This window comes from Amycolatopsis sp. NPDC050768 (genome assembly GCF_040654155.1).
Classification (GTDB): domain Bacteria; phylum Actinomycetota; class Actinomycetes; order Mycobacteriales; family Pseudonocardiaceae; genus Amycolatopsis.
Genome location: NZ_JBFAHL010000009.1, coordinates 155,240 through 168,255 on the forward strand (window position 1 = coordinate 155,240; position 13,016 = coordinate 168,255).

The window sequence follows — 13,016 nt, forward strand, 5'->3', positions numbered from 1 at the left end:
CGGACGAGCGTCCGGCGACGATTGGTCTCTCGGGTGAAGCCCGCGCGCGGATTCGCGTTCGGAGTTCGCGCGCGAGAACTTGACTTGGAGTCAAGTCAGCTTTAGCTTGAAAAGACCGAAACGGCCTTGGAGGAGGAACACATGGCTTCACCGGCGAAGCTCTCCCACGTCGTCCTGTAAAGCAGGCAGGTGCCGAAGATGCGGGACTGGTACGTGAAAACCCTCGACGGCCGGGTGGTGCACGAGACACCCGACATGGTGTTCGTGACCTACGACGACGAGCACCACCGCATCGCGGTCGCGGATCCGACGTCGGCGATGGCCGACGGGGAGGTCGCGGCGCTGCTGGGCGGCCCGCGGAGCGAACTCTCGGCCGAGGAGCTGGCGGCGCTGCCGTTGCACGGGCTGGCGCACGTGGCGTTCACCTACGGCAGCCTGCGTGAGCTGCTCGAGACGTGGGAACGCCTCGACGCCGACGGGGTGCGGCCGCTGCAGGCCGTGAACCACGGGCCGACGACGTCGGTCTACTACGCCGACCCCGACGGCAACCAGATCGAGCTCCAGATCGACAACTTCCCGACCACCGAGGAGGGCACGGCCTTCATGCAGTCCGAAAGCTTCGCGCGCAATCCGTTCGGGGTGGTGTTCGACCCGGCCGCCCTGCTCACCGAGCTGCGCGCCGGGAAGTCCGAGGCCGAGCTGACGGTGCCGACGTGGTGAGTGAGGCGCGGTTCGCGTGCGAGGACGTGGTGCGCGCGTCGTTCCGGCTCATCGACGAGGGCCACGCGAGCGCGTCGGCCGAGTGCTACACCGACGACGCGACGCTGGTCATGGCCAGCACCAAGGAGATTCGCGCGGAGGGTGGGCAGATTCGCGAGGCCATGCGTCGCCGGGAGCAGGAGGACCGGCCGACGCTGCACGTGGTGTCGCCGTCGTGGTTCGACCTCGACGGCGACCGCGCCGAATGCGGCTGCGACCTGCAGGTGTACGCCCTCGGCGACCCAGCCGCGCCGCCGCACCTGCGGACGGTGAGCCGCGTCCACGACGTCCTGACTCGCGAGGCAGGACGCTGGCGCATCGCCGAGCGCCGCATCACCGTGCTGGCCGGGGCCGGCTGATGCGCCTCTACCGGACGACGCAAGGGCTGGCGCGCGGCGAGGGCGACGAGTTGCTGCTGCTCGACGTGCCGCACCACGACGTCGCCGAGCTGCTGGTGGACAACGCGCAGGACGCCGCCGTGCGAGGGCGGTTGCCGCTCGCGGAAGCCACGTTGCTGGCGCCCGTCGCGCAGCCGAAGACGGTGGTGATCGTCGGGGCCAACTACGCCGGGCACATCGCGGAAGCCGGGCTGAAAGTCCCGACCACGCCCGCGTTTTTCCCGATCACGCCGGGGCCGGAGCTGTTCGTCGGGACCGGGAAGCCGATCGTCCTGCCCGCCGAGGCACCGGATCGGGTCGACTACGAAGCCGAGCTGGCCGTCGTCCTCGGGGCACCGGCCGGCGACGTCAAAGTCGAGGACGCCGCGCGCTGCATCGCGGGTTTCACCGTCGCCAACGACGTGTCGGCGCGCGACGTCCAGTTCCGCGGGATGCGCGACGGCGCCGTCGTCGACTTGTCACTTCTCCAGCGCGCCAAGGGGTTTCCGACGTTCAAGCCGCTCGGCCCCGTGCTCGTGACGCCGGACGAGCTCGGCGACGACCTCGCCGTCACCACCCGGGTGAACGGTGTGCTCAGGCAACAAGGGCGCACGAGTGAGATGCTGTTCCCGGTGGCCGAGCTCGTCGCGGCTGTTTCGGCGAAGATCCCGCTGGCGGCGGGAGACGTCATCCTCACCGGAACGCCCGCCGGCGTCGCACTCGCGTCGGGTGATTACCTGCGGGCGGGTGACGTCGTCGAGGTGAGTGTCGAGGGGATCGGCAGCCTGCGCAACGAGGTGAGCACAGGAGGCAGCTGACATGAGTTCCGAGAAGCGCACGGCGTCGCCCCGCGGGCAGCGGCGCGCGGCGCTGATCGAGGTGGCCGCCGACCTGTTCACCCGCAAGCCCTACGACGAGATCTACATCAGCGAGATCGCCGAAGCCGCGGGCGTCGCGCACGGGCTGCTGTTCTACCACTTCAAGGACAAGCGCGGCCTGTACCTCGCGGTGCTGCAGCAGGCGCTCGACGAGCTCATCGAGCTGCACCGCCCGCGCGACGACGAGCACACGCGCGAGCAACGCATGCGCGGCCTGCTGCGCCGCCACATCGAGTACCGGCGCGCGCACGTCCACACCATGCTCGCGTTCATCCGCGCCGGCGGCCAGGACCCGGAGGTGGACGAGCTCTTCGAACGCGCCCGCCGCGCCGGCGCCGAGTTCGTGGTCGACCTGCTGGGCCTCACCACGGAACCGCCGCCGCGCGTGCGCGTCGCGATCCGCGGCATCATGGGCATGCTCGACGAAACCACGCTCGACTGGCTCACCCACGACTGCGACGTCCCCGCGACCGAACTCGAAAACCTCGTGTACGACGCGGTTGTCGCCATCCTCGCCACGGTGTCGTCGGCGTACCCCGAGCTGGGCGAGGCGGTCGCGGAGCTGCACGCGGCGGCGTGAGGCGAGCTCGCGGCGGTAAGTTCTCGATGACCGCACCGGATTCGGGGTTAGGGGAAGCATGAAAGCCATCACCGTCCAGGATCGCGCCGCCGGTGTCGGCGGGATGTCCCTTGTGGACCGGCCCCATCCGCACGCCGCGGAGAACGACGTGGTCGTGCGGGTGCACGCGGCCGGCTTCACGCCTGGTGAGCTCGAGTGGCCCGGCACGTGGACCGACCGGGCCGGGCGGGACCGGACGCCGAGCGTGCCCGGGCATGAGCTGTCCGGGGTGGTGGCCGAGCTCGGGTACGGCACGACCGGGCTCACGGTGGGACAACGCGTGTTCGGGCTCGCGGACTGGACGCGGGACGGGTCGCTCGCCGAGTTCGCGGCCGTGGAGGCCCGCAACCTGGCACCGTTGCCCTCGGACATCGACTACACCGCGGGTGCGGCGTTGCCGATCTCGGGGCTCACGGCGTGGCAGGCGCTGTTCGACCACGGCCGGCTCGAACCCGGGCAGACGGTGCTGGTCCACGGCGCGGCAGGGGGTGTCGGGTCGATCGCGGTGCAGCTCGCACGGGAGGCGGGGGCGACGGTGATCGGGACCGGGCGGGGGCACAACCGTGAGGCGGCCCTGGACCTCGGCGTGCATTCGTTCGTTGACCTGGAGGCCGACCGGCTGGAAGACGTCGGTGAGGTCGACCTGGTGCTGGACGTGTTCGGCGGGGAGATCGGGGACCGTTCGGCGGGGGTCGTCCGCGCCGGTGGGACTTTGGTGACCATCGCGGGGCTGCCGAACGCGTGGCCGCGGGACGGGCGCGCCATCTTCTTCGTGGTCGAAGCCGACCGGGCGCGGCTGGCCGACCTGGCGCAGCGGGTTCGCGACGGGCGGCTGCGGGTCCTGGTCGGGGCCGTCCATCCGCTGGAGGAAGCCGCCGCGGCTTTCGCGCCGGGCCGGCGCAGCCAGGGAAAGACGATCATCCGCACGATCTGAGCCGGCGTGAACGCGCGGGATCAAGCACGTTCACGCGCGTTCACGCCGAACCTGCAATCGTTTACAACGCTAAACAGAAGGACGTCACGCACTCTGAGCCAGCAACGAATGCGTCCCGAACGTCCGTGAGTGGTACGTCAGCGGAGCCGCCGTGGCCGTCGAAGCGGAGACGACCCGTCCGAAAAGGACGATGTGGTCCCCACCCTCGACTTCCTGGCTCACCGCGCATGCCAGCCACCCGGGAACACCCGCCAGCCGAGGCAGTTCGTTGTCGCGCTGCCAGTCGACACCGGCGAACTTCTCCCCCATCTCGAGCTTCTTCGCGAACGACCGTGCCGTCTCGGCCTGCGCCGCGCCGAGTACGTTCACCCCAAAGCGCCGCGACTTCCGGATCAACCCCAGGAGCCGAGACGTTTTGTCCAACGACACCAGCACCATCGGCGGATCCATGGACAGCGACGTGAACGCGCTGACCGTCGTCCCGTGCGGCGAGTCGTCGTGGAACGCGGTCACCACCGAGACCGGCGTGGCGACTCCGGCCATGACGTCGCGAAAGTCGTTCTGCAACTGCGTGAGCATGCTACCTCCTTGTGGCATGGGTAACGTCGGTCGAAAAAATCCACAATGGACTCGGTGATCGCGCACCCGCCTTTGACTACCGACGGATCGATGCCGTAGTTCTCGGCCCAGCGCGTGGCCAGCACCATCACGACCCCATGCCCGCCCGCCGAATGACCGGCGACAACCACCCGCCGCGGATCCGCACCGACGGTAGGGCCGTAGGGAATGTCGAGGAAACACTTCAAGCCGGACACCCGGCGGCGCACCGAGGTCGAGCGGACTGTCCACAAGAGACCATCACTTCGTCAGAAAACGAATTCCCGTTCCCGCGGGTCGAGGCCGCGTGCGTTGGTGCTCTGGGTGAATTCCGCGAAGTCGGACAGGAACCGGCGAAGCAGGGACCGGACCTCTTCGTCCTTCAGGTTTCCCTCGTCGTCGAACTTCATCTTGCCCAGGCTGACCGCCACTTCCGGCCGGCCCATCAGCACCGCGTCGAAAAACAGGAGGGCACCGCGCAACGCCGACTGGCCGCGCAGCGTTCCGCCGGTGCCGATGCTCGCGCCGACCAAGCCGATCGGCTTGAACCGCAGGCAGTTGAACGGCGGCGGGAACGACAGCCAGTCGAGCAGGTTCTTGAACGCGCCCGGCACGCTGTTGCAGTACTCCGGCGTCGCGAGCACGAGGCCGTCCGCCGCACGCACCCTTTCGGCGATGGCCCGCACCACCGCGGGCGGCTGCCCGTCTTCGAGGAGGTCGACGTTGAGGTTCGGCACCTCGCTCCAGTCGTCGAGGAGATCGAGGGTGACGCCGGCGGGCGCCTCGTCAGCAAGAGCCTTGAGCAGGCCGTGGTTGTAGGAGCCGGAACGAAGGCTTCCGCAAATTCCGAGAAGACGAAGATCTTTGGTCATGAGAATCAGCCGCTCTGATCCAGGACCACGGGACCAGAACGAGCTGGCACGGCCGCGATCGCGTTGACTTCGAAATGAAGACCCCTGGGCACGAGACGGGAAACCTCGACTGTGGTCGAAGTAGGCATCGCGGGGAACAGTTCGCGCATCACGGTCGTGACGATCGCGTTGTCCCGTTCGACATCGGTCAGGAACTTGGTGAGGGAAACTACGTGCTCCAGGCCCGCTCCCGCAAGCGCCAGAACCCTTGCGAGGTAGCGGAAAGCCCGGCGCACCTCGGCTTCGACCTCCGGCGAGTCGTCGTCGCCGTCTGGCACACCCGGACACCCGGCGACGAAAACCAGTTCGCTGCCGGGCGAAATCCGGATTGCCGGGGTGAAGGGCAAATCGGGAGTGTGGAAGATTTCGGAAGCGTCGCCATAGGACGTGAACGCAGGAGTTCGAGGATCGTGCACGACGGTGCACCTTTCGTCTTACAAACGTTTGCAGTACTATAAGCAGGCGTTCCGGACCCGTCAAGCAACGGTTGTGCAGCGCTTCACCGGCGCGAATCCGGGCGGGCATCAACCAGACCACCACCTCGGCCATGCCGTCGAAACGACGGCGGCGCAACGCATCCAAGGAGGCACCAGCCCGTGAAGAAGACCTTGCTCAAGGGCGGCTCGGTTCTGACGATGGACCCGGCACTCGGCGATTTCCGCGGCGACGTGCTGATCGGCGACGACAGGATCCTCGACGTCGCGCCGAAGATCGACGAGAGCGAGGTCGACGAGGTCATCGACGCCGCCGACTCGATCGTGCTGCCCGGCCTCATCGACTGCCACAACCACCTGTGGCAAGCCCCCATCCGCGGCCTGGCTTCAAGCTGCTGGGGCCGCGAGTACTTCGGCGTCATCCACCCCCTCGCCGGCCGCTACCGCCCGCAGGACATGCACGACGCGACGTTCGGCGCCGGTTCGGAGCTACTGCTCAACGGTGTGACCACCGTATTCGATTTCTGCCACGCCACCAACTCAACGGCGCTACCCCGCATCGGCGGCCGGGCTCGTCAAGTTGCTCCTGCTGCTGCGCGATTCCGGATTCTCGCTGTTCGAAGCGAAGGAGCTCGTGACGGCCCGCGCGATGCCGCCGCACACCTGGCGTGAACTCCAGCAACGCAGGCTCGCGGAACTCGACGAGCGCATCGCTTCAGCCCAAGCCGCCCGGGCCGAGATCACGAGCGGGCTCGCGGGAATCTTCGGCAGCGCACCGAACTGAACCAGGGCACCGAATCGAAGACTTCCGCTGGGGGCGCCGACCTCGTCGACGCCCCCAGCCCGCTACGCGGTGGCCGCCACCTCGTTCTCCGCAGCCGCACGCCGGACCCTCACCGTGCGGAAGATCGGCGGCAACGCGGCCAGGATCGCCAGCACGACCGTGGCCAGGCCGATCAGCGCCGCGCGCTCACCCGCGCCGTACCACGGCAGATCGAGTCCGCTGTCGAGCGAAATCACACCCGGGCCGCTGAAGGCGAACGAAATCGCCATGATCGCCAGGGTGAGCGGGTACTCGCCGCCGCCCAGCGAGTTCCAGAGCGCGCCGCTCTTCGCGCTCATGGCGAAACCCGCCACCAGCATCGTGCCGGCGCCGATGGCCGCGCCGAGTGGCGTGGCGAAACCGACGACGATCAGCAGCGCCGCACTCAGCTCACACCAGGCGGCGAGCTTCGCCAGCGGCCGCGCCGGCACCTGCCCGAGTGCCGTGAAGACGGCCGCGATCCCGTCCAGGCCCGGGCCCCGGAACCACCCGCGCAGCTTCTGGGTGGCGTGCGCGTACAGGATGAACGCCACCAGCAGCCGCAGGAGCAACAGACCGACATCGGCCATCGTCACACTCATTTCCAGGTACCTCCGAACTAGAATCACCGTCGTCGGCGAAACGCAAATCGCGAGACGCTCAGCCGAAATGCACTGAGCGCGAGAACCGTGCCACGGTCGTTCCCGGGAATCCAGGTATTCGTCCCCCAGAACTGGACACGGCATTTGATATCCGAAATCGACGACAGTAAGTTTCCGACCGCCGGTCGCGGTCGCGCCGCTTCGCCCACATCGCGAGAAGTCGTGTCCGGCCTCGCTGGACACCGGTGCTGACTTCGACGCTCGGCGCACCTAGCGTCTGCGCCATGGCACCCGTCTTCCTGCTCACGCCCGGCACCGACGCCGGGCGTCCGGATGTGGCCGGGACGCTCACACCGTCAATTCAAAGGATCGGCACACCGCACGCGGAGTCGGATTCGACAAATTGAACGGCGCACCTGGTCGACGACGCCATGAACAGTGCGACTAAGGAGAATTCATGACCACGGAATCCGCTGCGCCTGTCGCGCAGAAGGTGCCCAGCCGGGAAGAGCTGGTCGAGCGTGCGAACAGCCTGCGTGCTCAGCTGTGGGAAGCCGCCCCGGAAGTCGACCGCGAGCGCCGCCTGAAGACCGCGAACTTCGAGGCCATTCGTGATGCCGGGCTGATCCAGCTGTTCGTGCCGAAGCGGCTCGGCGGGTTCGACGCGGGCATGCGGACCTTCCTCGAGGTGACGATCGCGCTCGGTCGCGGCTGCGCCTCGTCGGCCTGGGTGACCGGGGTCCTCAACACCGGCAACTGGTGGGCCGCCAGCTACTCCGAGCAGGCGCAGGACGAGGTCTGGACGACGAACCCCTTCGCCACCACCGCCGGCGTGCTGGCTCCCACGTCCGAGGTCGAGGTCGTCGAAGGCGGCGTGAAGCTCAACGGCAAGTGGGGCTACGCCTCGGGCTCGAACCACTGCGACTGGGCCAGCGTCTGCTATCCGAGCGTGGTTCCCGGCCGCCGCGACCTGAACCTCGCGCTGGTGCCGATGAAGGACCTCACGGTCGAAGACACGTGGTTCATCGCCGGCATGCGCGGCACGGGCAGCAACACCCTCGTCGCCCGCGACGTGTTCGTGCCCGAGCACCGGCTGCGCTCGGCCACCGGGCTGTTCAACGGCGACCACGTGCACACGGGCCCGAACGTCAGCCACCGGGTCAGCCTCGCGGGCCTGGCCTCGCTCTCGCTCGCCGGTGCCCAGCTCGGCCAGGCGCAGGCGGCGTTGGACTACGTGATCGAGAAGGCGCCGAAGCGGTCCATCACGACCACCACGTACTCGTCGCAGTCGGAGTCGGTCGGGTTCCAGATCGACGTCGCGGAGGCGTCGGCCATGATCGACGCGGCCGTCAAGTCCACTCAGGACGCGGCCGACCAGCTCGACGACTACGCGGCCAAGGGCGAGCACCCGCCGGAGGTCGTGCGCACGGGTCTGCGCGTGGGCATGGCGCGCGCGATGCGCCAGACCTTCCACGCCGTCGACCTCCTGATGACCGCGCACGGTTCGTCGGCCTTCGCCGAGGTGAACCCGTTGCAGCGCATCTGGCGCGACGCCGGGGTCGCGTCGCGGCACGCGGCGTTCAACATGCGCGTCAGCCAGGAACTGGCGGGCAAGTCCCTGCTCGACCAGAACCCGAGCTCCGTCAGCTTCCTCGTCTGAAAAGGACAACTCGATCGTGATCGACGTTCACGCGCACTGGTTTCCCCCCGCACTCACCAAGGAGTTCGACCGAGTCGCCGGCAAGAAGGTCTGGCCCGAGCATAGCCCCGAGCTGATCCCGCGGGTCGAAGAGCTCGAGGCCGACGGCGTGAACCTGCAGGTGCTCGGGCTCGGCCACAACCAGCCGTACTTCGAAGACGCGAGCCAGTCGTTGCACTGCGCGAAGTTCGCGAACGACCTCTACGCCGAGGCGGCCGACTTCGACGGCCGGCTCGAAGCCTTCGGCGCGATTCCCCTCCCGCACACGGAGCAGGCCATCGCGGAGGCGGTCCGCTGCCTCGACGAACTCCACTTCGCCGGGATCGGCCTGGGCACGACCGCCATCGACACTTCGCTTGACGACCCCGCCTACGAGGAACTCTGGGCCGAGCTCAACCGCCGCCGCGCGGTCATCTTCGTGCACCCGGTCGGCACGCCCGACACGTTCTCCACCGGGCTCGACGCGTTCATGATGGGGCCGAAGTACGGCGGCCCCATGGAGGCAACGCTGGCGACGACGCACCTGGTCGTGTCGGGTGTGACGCAGCGGTACCCGGACATCCGGTGGATCATCGGCACGATGGGTGGCTCGATCGGCTACCTCTGGCGGCGGTTCGAGGAGATCACCGAGTCGATCCACCAGGACCAGTGGCTGGAGACCAATCCCCGCCAGGAGCTCAAGAAGCTGTACTACGACACCACGCTGACCGACGACCCGGCCGCGATCAAGTTCTTCGCCGACTCCTTCGGCGCGGACCGGCTCGTACTCGGTACGGACGCTCCCCGTGTGCGCGCCGGTGACTGGGCGAACCGGATCAAGGCGGTCCCCGGTTTCGACGAGCAGCAGCTGCGTGGCGTGCTCAACGACACCGCGGCGTCGCTCGGGATCGGGAAATAGCCGTTCCCTCGAATCCCTCGAATCCGGGCACGGCTCAGGCATCCGCCGGGGCGAATCTCTCGGGAGATTCGCCCCGGCGGTCGCGGTGGCCGGCGTGGTCAGTGACCTCGTTTGACGTGCTGCACAGCCGCGGTTTCCTCCGGTGGGTCGGGTGTCAGGAGTGAGCCGGGCACGGCGGGGCCGGCGGCGCCGAGTTTGTTCATCTTCTTGGGGACCGTCGCGCCCTGGTAGTCGAGCGGGATGGGGTGGCCGTGGTCGTCCACCGGGCCGAGGGGCTGGTGGATTTCCAGGTAGCCGCCCGAGGGCGAGCGGGTGATGATGCCCGTCTCGATGCCGTGTTCGAGGACCTCGCGGTCGGCGCGTTGCAGGCCCAGGCAGATGCGGTAGGTGAGGAAGTAGGCCAGCGGCGGCACGATCAGCACGCCGATGCGGCCGGCCCAGGTGGTCGCGTTGAGGGAGATGTCGAACTGGTCGGCGATGATGTCGTTGAAGCCGGACAGCTCGATCACCAGGAAGAAGCCCAGCGCCATCATGCCCAGAGACGTGCGGACGGGCGCGTCGCGCGGGCGTTGCAGGATGTTGTGGTGCGCGGTGTCCTTCGACAGCCGCCGCTCTATCCACGGATAGGACAGCAGCAGTGTGAACAGCAGCGGCATCCCGATGGCGCCGGGGAAGAACACTGCCGGGATCGTGTAGTTCCCGAGGTAGACCTCCCAGGCGGGCCAGATGCGCAGCAGTCCGTCGGCCCACGCCAAATACCAGTCCGGTTGCGAGCCCGCCGAGACCTGCGACGGGTTGTACGGGCCGATGTTCCAGATCGCGTTGATCTGGAACATCCCGGCCAGCAACGCGATGACGCCGGTGACGATCGTGAAAAACGCCCCCGCCTTCAGCGCGAACGCCGGGAAGATCCGGATGCCGACGACGTTTGTTTCCTTGCGCTTCACGCCGGGGAACTGGGTGTGTTTCTGGTACCAGACGATCGCGAGGTGTGCGGCGATCAACGCCAGCATGATGCCCGGGATGATCAGGATGTGGACCGTGTAGAGCCGCGGGATGATCTGATTACCCGGGAACTCGCTGCCGAACACGGCCCAGTGGATCCACGTGCCGATCACCGGGATCGACAGGATGATCCCCGACAACGTCGCCCGGATCCCGGTGCCCGACAGCAGGTCGTCGGGCAGCGAGTAGCCGAAGAAGCCTTCGAACATGCCCAGGATCAGCAGCGTCGCGCCGATCAGCCACGTCGCTTCGCGCGGCCGCCGGAACGCGCCCGTGAAAAACACCCGGCACATGTGCACCGACATCGCCGCGATGAAGATCAGCGCGGCCCAATGGTGCACCTGCCGCACGAACAACCCACCCCGGACTTCCATCGAAATGTCCAACGTGCTGGCAAAGGCCCGCGACATCTCCAGACCCTGCATGTTCGTGTACACGCCGTGGTAGGTGACCGCTTGCATCGACGGGTCGAAAAACAGCGTCAGGTAGACACCGCTGAGCAGCAGCACGATGAACGCGTACAGCCCGATCTCGCCCAGCAGAAACGACCAGTGCGTCGGGAACACCTTGTTCATCTGGTGCCGCAGGCCCTTGGACACGTGGTAACGGTCGTCGACCGCCTTCGCCACCACGCCGGCGGCCTTGAGCGCGCCCGGGTCGGACTTGGTCGGACTGGTCAGTGAGCTCATGTGATCCTCACTCGCCTACGCAGGACGGCCACCGCGAACACGGCGCCCAACACTTCGACGACGGACAGCACCCCATTTGTGACAACTCCCGGCCCCAACCACGCTCCGAACACGAACGACAACACCATCGAGACGCCGAGCAACACCGCGCCCGACCGCCCGCGCGTGCGGAAGTGGCGCCAGATCCCCACCGCCGACAGCCCCAGGATCCCGACGGCCACACCCACCGACGCCACGCTCGGGTGCACCACCGCGCGGGCCACCACGCCGGCGCAGTGCAGCGCGACGATCACCGCCAGCACCCGATCGATCCATACCACCAGCGGGGGATCCTTCACCACGGCATGGCCGTTCACCCGCCGCGCGACCTCCGGCCCCGGCGTCATCGCTGCTCACCCGGAGTCGTGGTGTCCAGGGGAACCGCGGCCGACCGGACCAGGCCCAGTTGGACGGATTGGCGAGGCAACAGCGCGTCCAGCAGCCAGTCGACCGCCGTGCGGATGCGGTTGCCCGGCATGGCGAGCAGGTGGTAACCGCGCGTGACGAGCTTCGCGACCCAGCCCGACAGCGGGATGTGCAGCGGGTTGGCAGCGGCCTGCGCACCACCGAGGTCGACCACGAACCCCAGGTCGTGGTGCTTGTACTCGCGCGCGATGCCGAAGCCGAGGGAGGCGGCGACGTTGCGGCCGGCGAGAGTGCCCTGGCGGGTGGCGTGCTGGGCAGTCATGGCGGTGACCTCGCCGGGGCGGGTGAGGTCGGGGACGGCGGACGCCTCGCCGCAGGCGAAGATGCGGGGGTGGCCGGGGACGGCGAGGGTGGTGTCGACGACGAGGCGCCCGCGTTGCGTCTCGAAGCCGGCGCCGGCGACCAGCGGGTCCGGGCGGACACCGACGCACCACGCGATGGTGCGCGTCGGCACGAACTCGCCCGAGGTGAGCCAGACACCGTCGGTGGTGGCCTCGCGGACGGAGGTGCCCGTGAGCACCTCGACGCCACGCTTGCGGAGGACCCGATCCGCGGCCCGGGAAAGCCGCGGATCGAGCTCCGGCAGCACCTGGGGAGCGAGGTCGAGCAGCAGCCAGCGCGTCCGCTGCCCTTCGAGCTCCCGGTGCCGCCGCTGGATGGCCTTCGTGAACAGCGGGCCCTGGGCAGCCACCTCGGTCCCGGTGTAGCCGGCGCCGACCACGACGAACGTGCACCGCGCGTCGCGCTCCTCCGGTGAATCACTGGCGGCGGCCAGCTCCACCTGCCGGATCACGTGGTCGCGGAGGTACAAGGCTTCGGCGACACCGCGGAAACCGTGCGCATGTTCGGCGACGCCGGGGATCGGCAGGAGCTTGGTGACGCTGCCCCCGGCAATGATCAGGCGGTCGTAACGAAGCTCGTGGACCGCGCCCTCGGGGTCCGTATAGGACAGTCGATCTTTTTCCGGCGCGATCGCCGTCACCGTGCCGAGAGCCAACCGGACATCGGGCAAGGCGGCCGGGAGCGACACCGTCACCCGCCGCGGGTCGACGACGGCGGCAGCCACTTCCGGAAGCAGCGGCAGGTACCGGAAGTAGTCCGTCTCGTTGACGATCACGATCTCGATCCCCGCCGCCTTCGGCAAAGACCGCCGCAACGCACGAGCGGCGCGGTAGCCGGCGACCCCGCCGCCCACGATGACGACTCTGGTCGGATCCCCGTCCATGCGTCCAGCCTTTCTCCACGAGAGCCTGACCCAGGTCAGCCTGCCACCGCGTGCCCGATTCGTACCCTCAGTCGTCCAACCACACAGGACACCGCAGAACCTGGATATTCAGTATCCAGATT

General features: G+C 68.3%; 16 protein-coding genes. 9 read left to right on the forward strand and 7 right to left on the reverse strand.

What is annotated here, in order from left to right:
- Window positions 1-198: 198 nt before the first annotated feature.
- Genes AB0H62_RS26435 through AB0H62_RS26455 form a run of 5 tightly spaced genes read left to right on the forward strand, consistent with a single transcriptional unit; the run spans window position 199 to window position 3,567 of the window.
- Window positions 199-720: a VOC family protein gene (locus tag AB0H62_RS26435; RefSeq protein ID WP_220244432.1), complete on the forward strand. Its 522-nt coding sequence runs from the start codon at window positions 199-201 to the stop codon at window positions 718-720.
- On the forward strand, window positions 717-1,118 hold the full coding sequence (locus tag AB0H62_RS26440) for a nuclear transport factor 2 family protein (protein ID WP_220244433.1): 402 nt from the start codon (window positions 717-719) through the stop codon (window positions 1,116-1,118). The genes AB0H62_RS26435 and AB0H62_RS26440 overlap by 4 nt, the downstream gene beginning before the upstream one ends.
- The gene (locus AB0H62_RS26445; protein ID WP_220244434.1) at window positions 1,118-1,954 is read left to right on the forward strand and encodes a fumarylacetoacetate hydrolase family protein; all 837 of its coding nucleotides are present in this window, start codon (window positions 1,118-1,120) and stop codon (window positions 1,952-1,954) included. The genes AB0H62_RS26440 and AB0H62_RS26445 overlap by 1 nt, the downstream gene beginning before the upstream one ends.
- Window position 1,955: 1 nt before the next feature.
- Window positions 1,956-2,594 carry a TetR/AcrR family transcriptional regulator gene (locus tag AB0H62_RS26450; RefSeq protein ID WP_220244435.1) on the forward strand — a complete coding sequence of 213 codons (639 nt, stop codon included), beginning with the start codon at window positions 1,956-1,958 and terminating at the stop codon, window positions 2,592-2,594.
- 58 nt (window positions 2,595-2,652) lie between these two features.
- Window positions 2,653-3,567, forward strand: a complete 915-nt coding sequence (locus AB0H62_RS26455; RefSeq protein ID WP_220244436.1) for an NADP-dependent oxidoreductase — start codon at window positions 2,653-2,655, stop codon at window positions 3,565-3,567.
- An 84-nt stretch (window positions 3,568-3,651) separates the two neighbouring features.
- On the opposite strand, the gene AB0H62_RS26460 is transcribed toward AB0H62_RS26455, so the two are convergent.
- The 3 genes from AB0H62_RS26460 to AB0H62_RS26470 all read right to left on the reverse strand — a co-directional run bounded on the left by AB0H62_RS26460 (window position 3,652) and on the right by AB0H62_RS26470 (window position 5,491).
- On the reverse strand, window positions 3,652-4,146 hold the full coding sequence (locus AB0H62_RS26460) for a flavin reductase family protein (RefSeq protein ID WP_220244437.1): 495 nt from the start codon (window positions 4,144-4,146) through the stop codon (window positions 3,652-3,654).
- Window positions 4,147-4,433: 287 nt separating this feature from the next.
- Window positions 4,434-5,036 (reverse strand): NADPH-dependent FMN reductase, encoded by a 603-nt coding sequence (locus AB0H62_RS26465; protein ID WP_220244438.1) that lies wholly within the window; start codon window positions 5,034-5,036, stop codon window positions 4,434-4,436.
- 5 nt (window positions 5,037-5,041) lie between these two features.
- A complete protein-coding gene (locus AB0H62_RS26470) occupies window positions 5,042-5,491 on the reverse strand; it encodes a RidA family protein (RefSeq protein ID WP_220244439.1) in 450 nt (149 codons plus the stop codon).
- Window positions 5,492-5,671: 180 nt separating this feature from the next.
- On the opposite strand from AB0H62_RS26470, the gene AB0H62_RS26475 reads away from it, so the two are divergent.
- Complete coding sequence (locus AB0H62_RS26475) at window positions 5,672-6,181, forward strand: amidohydrolase family protein (RefSeq protein ID WP_360588815.1); 510 nt, start codon at window positions 5,672-5,674, stop codon at window positions 6,179-6,181.
- Window positions 6,144-6,293 carry a hypothetical protein gene (locus AB0H62_RS26480; RefSeq protein WP_360588817.1) on the forward strand — a complete coding sequence of 50 codons (150 nt, stop codon included), beginning with the start codon at window positions 6,144-6,146 and terminating at the stop codon, window positions 6,291-6,293. The genes AB0H62_RS26475 and AB0H62_RS26480 overlap by 38 nt, the downstream gene beginning before the upstream one ends.
- A 62-nt stretch (window positions 6,294-6,355) precedes the next feature.
- Here the strand turns inward: AB0H62_RS26480 and AB0H62_RS26485 are convergent, their stop codons facing one another.
- A complete protein-coding gene (locus AB0H62_RS26485) occupies window positions 6,356-6,913 on the reverse strand; it encodes a DoxX family protein (protein WP_220244460.1) in 558 nt (185 codons plus the stop codon).
- 457 nt (window positions 6,914-7,370) lie between these two features.
- On the opposite strand from AB0H62_RS26485, the gene AB0H62_RS26490 reads away from it, so the two are divergent.
- A complete protein-coding gene (locus AB0H62_RS26490) occupies window positions 7,371-8,573 on the forward strand; it encodes an acyl-CoA dehydrogenase family protein (protein WP_360588819.1) in 1,203 nt (400 codons plus the stop codon).
- Between the two features lie 16 nt (window positions 8,574-8,589).
- On the forward strand, window positions 8,590-9,510 hold the full coding sequence (locus tag AB0H62_RS26495) for an amidohydrolase family protein (RefSeq protein ID WP_360588821.1): 921 nt from the start codon (window positions 8,590-8,592) through the stop codon (window positions 9,508-9,510).
- 98 nt (window positions 9,511-9,608) lie between these two features.
- Here the strand turns inward: AB0H62_RS26495 and AB0H62_RS26500 are convergent, their stop codons facing one another.
- Genes AB0H62_RS26500 through AB0H62_RS26510 form a run of 3 tightly spaced genes read right to left on the reverse strand, consistent with a single transcriptional unit; the run spans window position 9,609 to window position 12,894 of the window.
- Window positions 9,609-11,204 carry a ubiquinol-cytochrome c reductase cytochrome b subunit gene (locus AB0H62_RS26500; RefSeq protein ID WP_360588823.1) on the reverse strand — a complete coding sequence of 532 codons (1,596 nt, stop codon included), beginning with the start codon at window positions 11,202-11,204 and terminating at the stop codon, window positions 9,609-9,611.
- Window positions 11,201-11,590: a hypothetical protein gene (locus AB0H62_RS26505; protein ID WP_220244464.1), complete on the reverse strand. Its 390-nt coding sequence runs from the start codon at window positions 11,588-11,590 to the stop codon at window positions 11,201-11,203. The genes AB0H62_RS26500 and AB0H62_RS26505 overlap by 4 nt, the downstream gene beginning before the upstream one ends.
- A complete protein-coding gene (locus tag AB0H62_RS26510; protein ID WP_220244465.1) occupies window positions 11,587-12,894 on the reverse strand; it encodes an FAD-dependent oxidoreductase in 1,308 nt (435 codons plus the stop codon). Before AB0H62_RS26510 ends, AB0H62_RS26505 begins: the two co-directional genes overlap by 4 nt.
- Between the last annotated feature and the right edge of the window lie 122 nt (window positions 12,895-13,016).

Bases quoted from the DNA above. Each gene is read 5' to 3' on its own strand.
- AB0H62_RS26435 (WP_220244432.1), top strand. From the start codon at position 199: ATGCGGGACTGGTACGTGAAAACCCTCGACGGCCGGGTGGTGCACGAG.
- AB0H62_RS26445 (WP_220244434.1), top strand. From the start codon at position 1,118: ATGCGCCTCTACCGGACGACGCAAGGGCTGGCGCGCGGCGAGGGCGAC.
- AB0H62_RS26450 (WP_220244435.1), top strand. From the start codon at position 1,956: ATGAGTTCCGAGAAGCGCACGGCGTCGCCCCGCGGGCAGCGGCGCGCG.
- AB0H62_RS26455 (WP_220244436.1), top strand. From the start codon at position 2,653: ATGAAAGCCATCACCGTCCAGGATCGCGCCGCCGGTGTCGGCGGGATG.
- AB0H62_RS26460 (WP_220244437.1), bottom strand. From the start codon at position 4,146: ATGCTCACGCAGTTGCAGAACGACTTTCGCGACGTCATGGCCGGAGTC.
- AB0H62_RS26465 (WP_220244438.1), bottom strand. From the start codon at position 5,036: ATGACCAAAGATCTTCGTCTTCTCGGAATTTGCGGAAGCCTTCGTTCC.
- AB0H62_RS26485 (WP_220244460.1), bottom strand. From the start codon at position 6,913: ATGAGTGTGACGATGGCCGATGTCGGTCTGTTGCTCCTGCGGCTGCTG.
- AB0H62_RS26490 (WP_360588819.1), top strand. From the start codon at position 7,371: ATGACCACGGAATCCGCTGCGCCTGTCGCGCAGAAGGTGCCCAGCCGG.
- AB0H62_RS26500 (WP_360588823.1), bottom strand. From the start codon at position 11,204: ATGAGCTCACTGACCAGTCCGACCAAGTCCGACCCGGGCGCGCTCAAG.
- AB0H62_RS26505 (WP_220244464.1), bottom strand. From the start codon at position 11,590: ATGACGCCGGGGCCGGAGGTCGCGCGGCGGGTGAACGGCCATGCCGTG.
- AB0H62_RS26510 (WP_220244465.1), bottom strand. From the start codon at position 12,894: ATGGACGGGGATCCGACCAGAGTCGTCATCGTGGGCGGCGGGGTCGCC.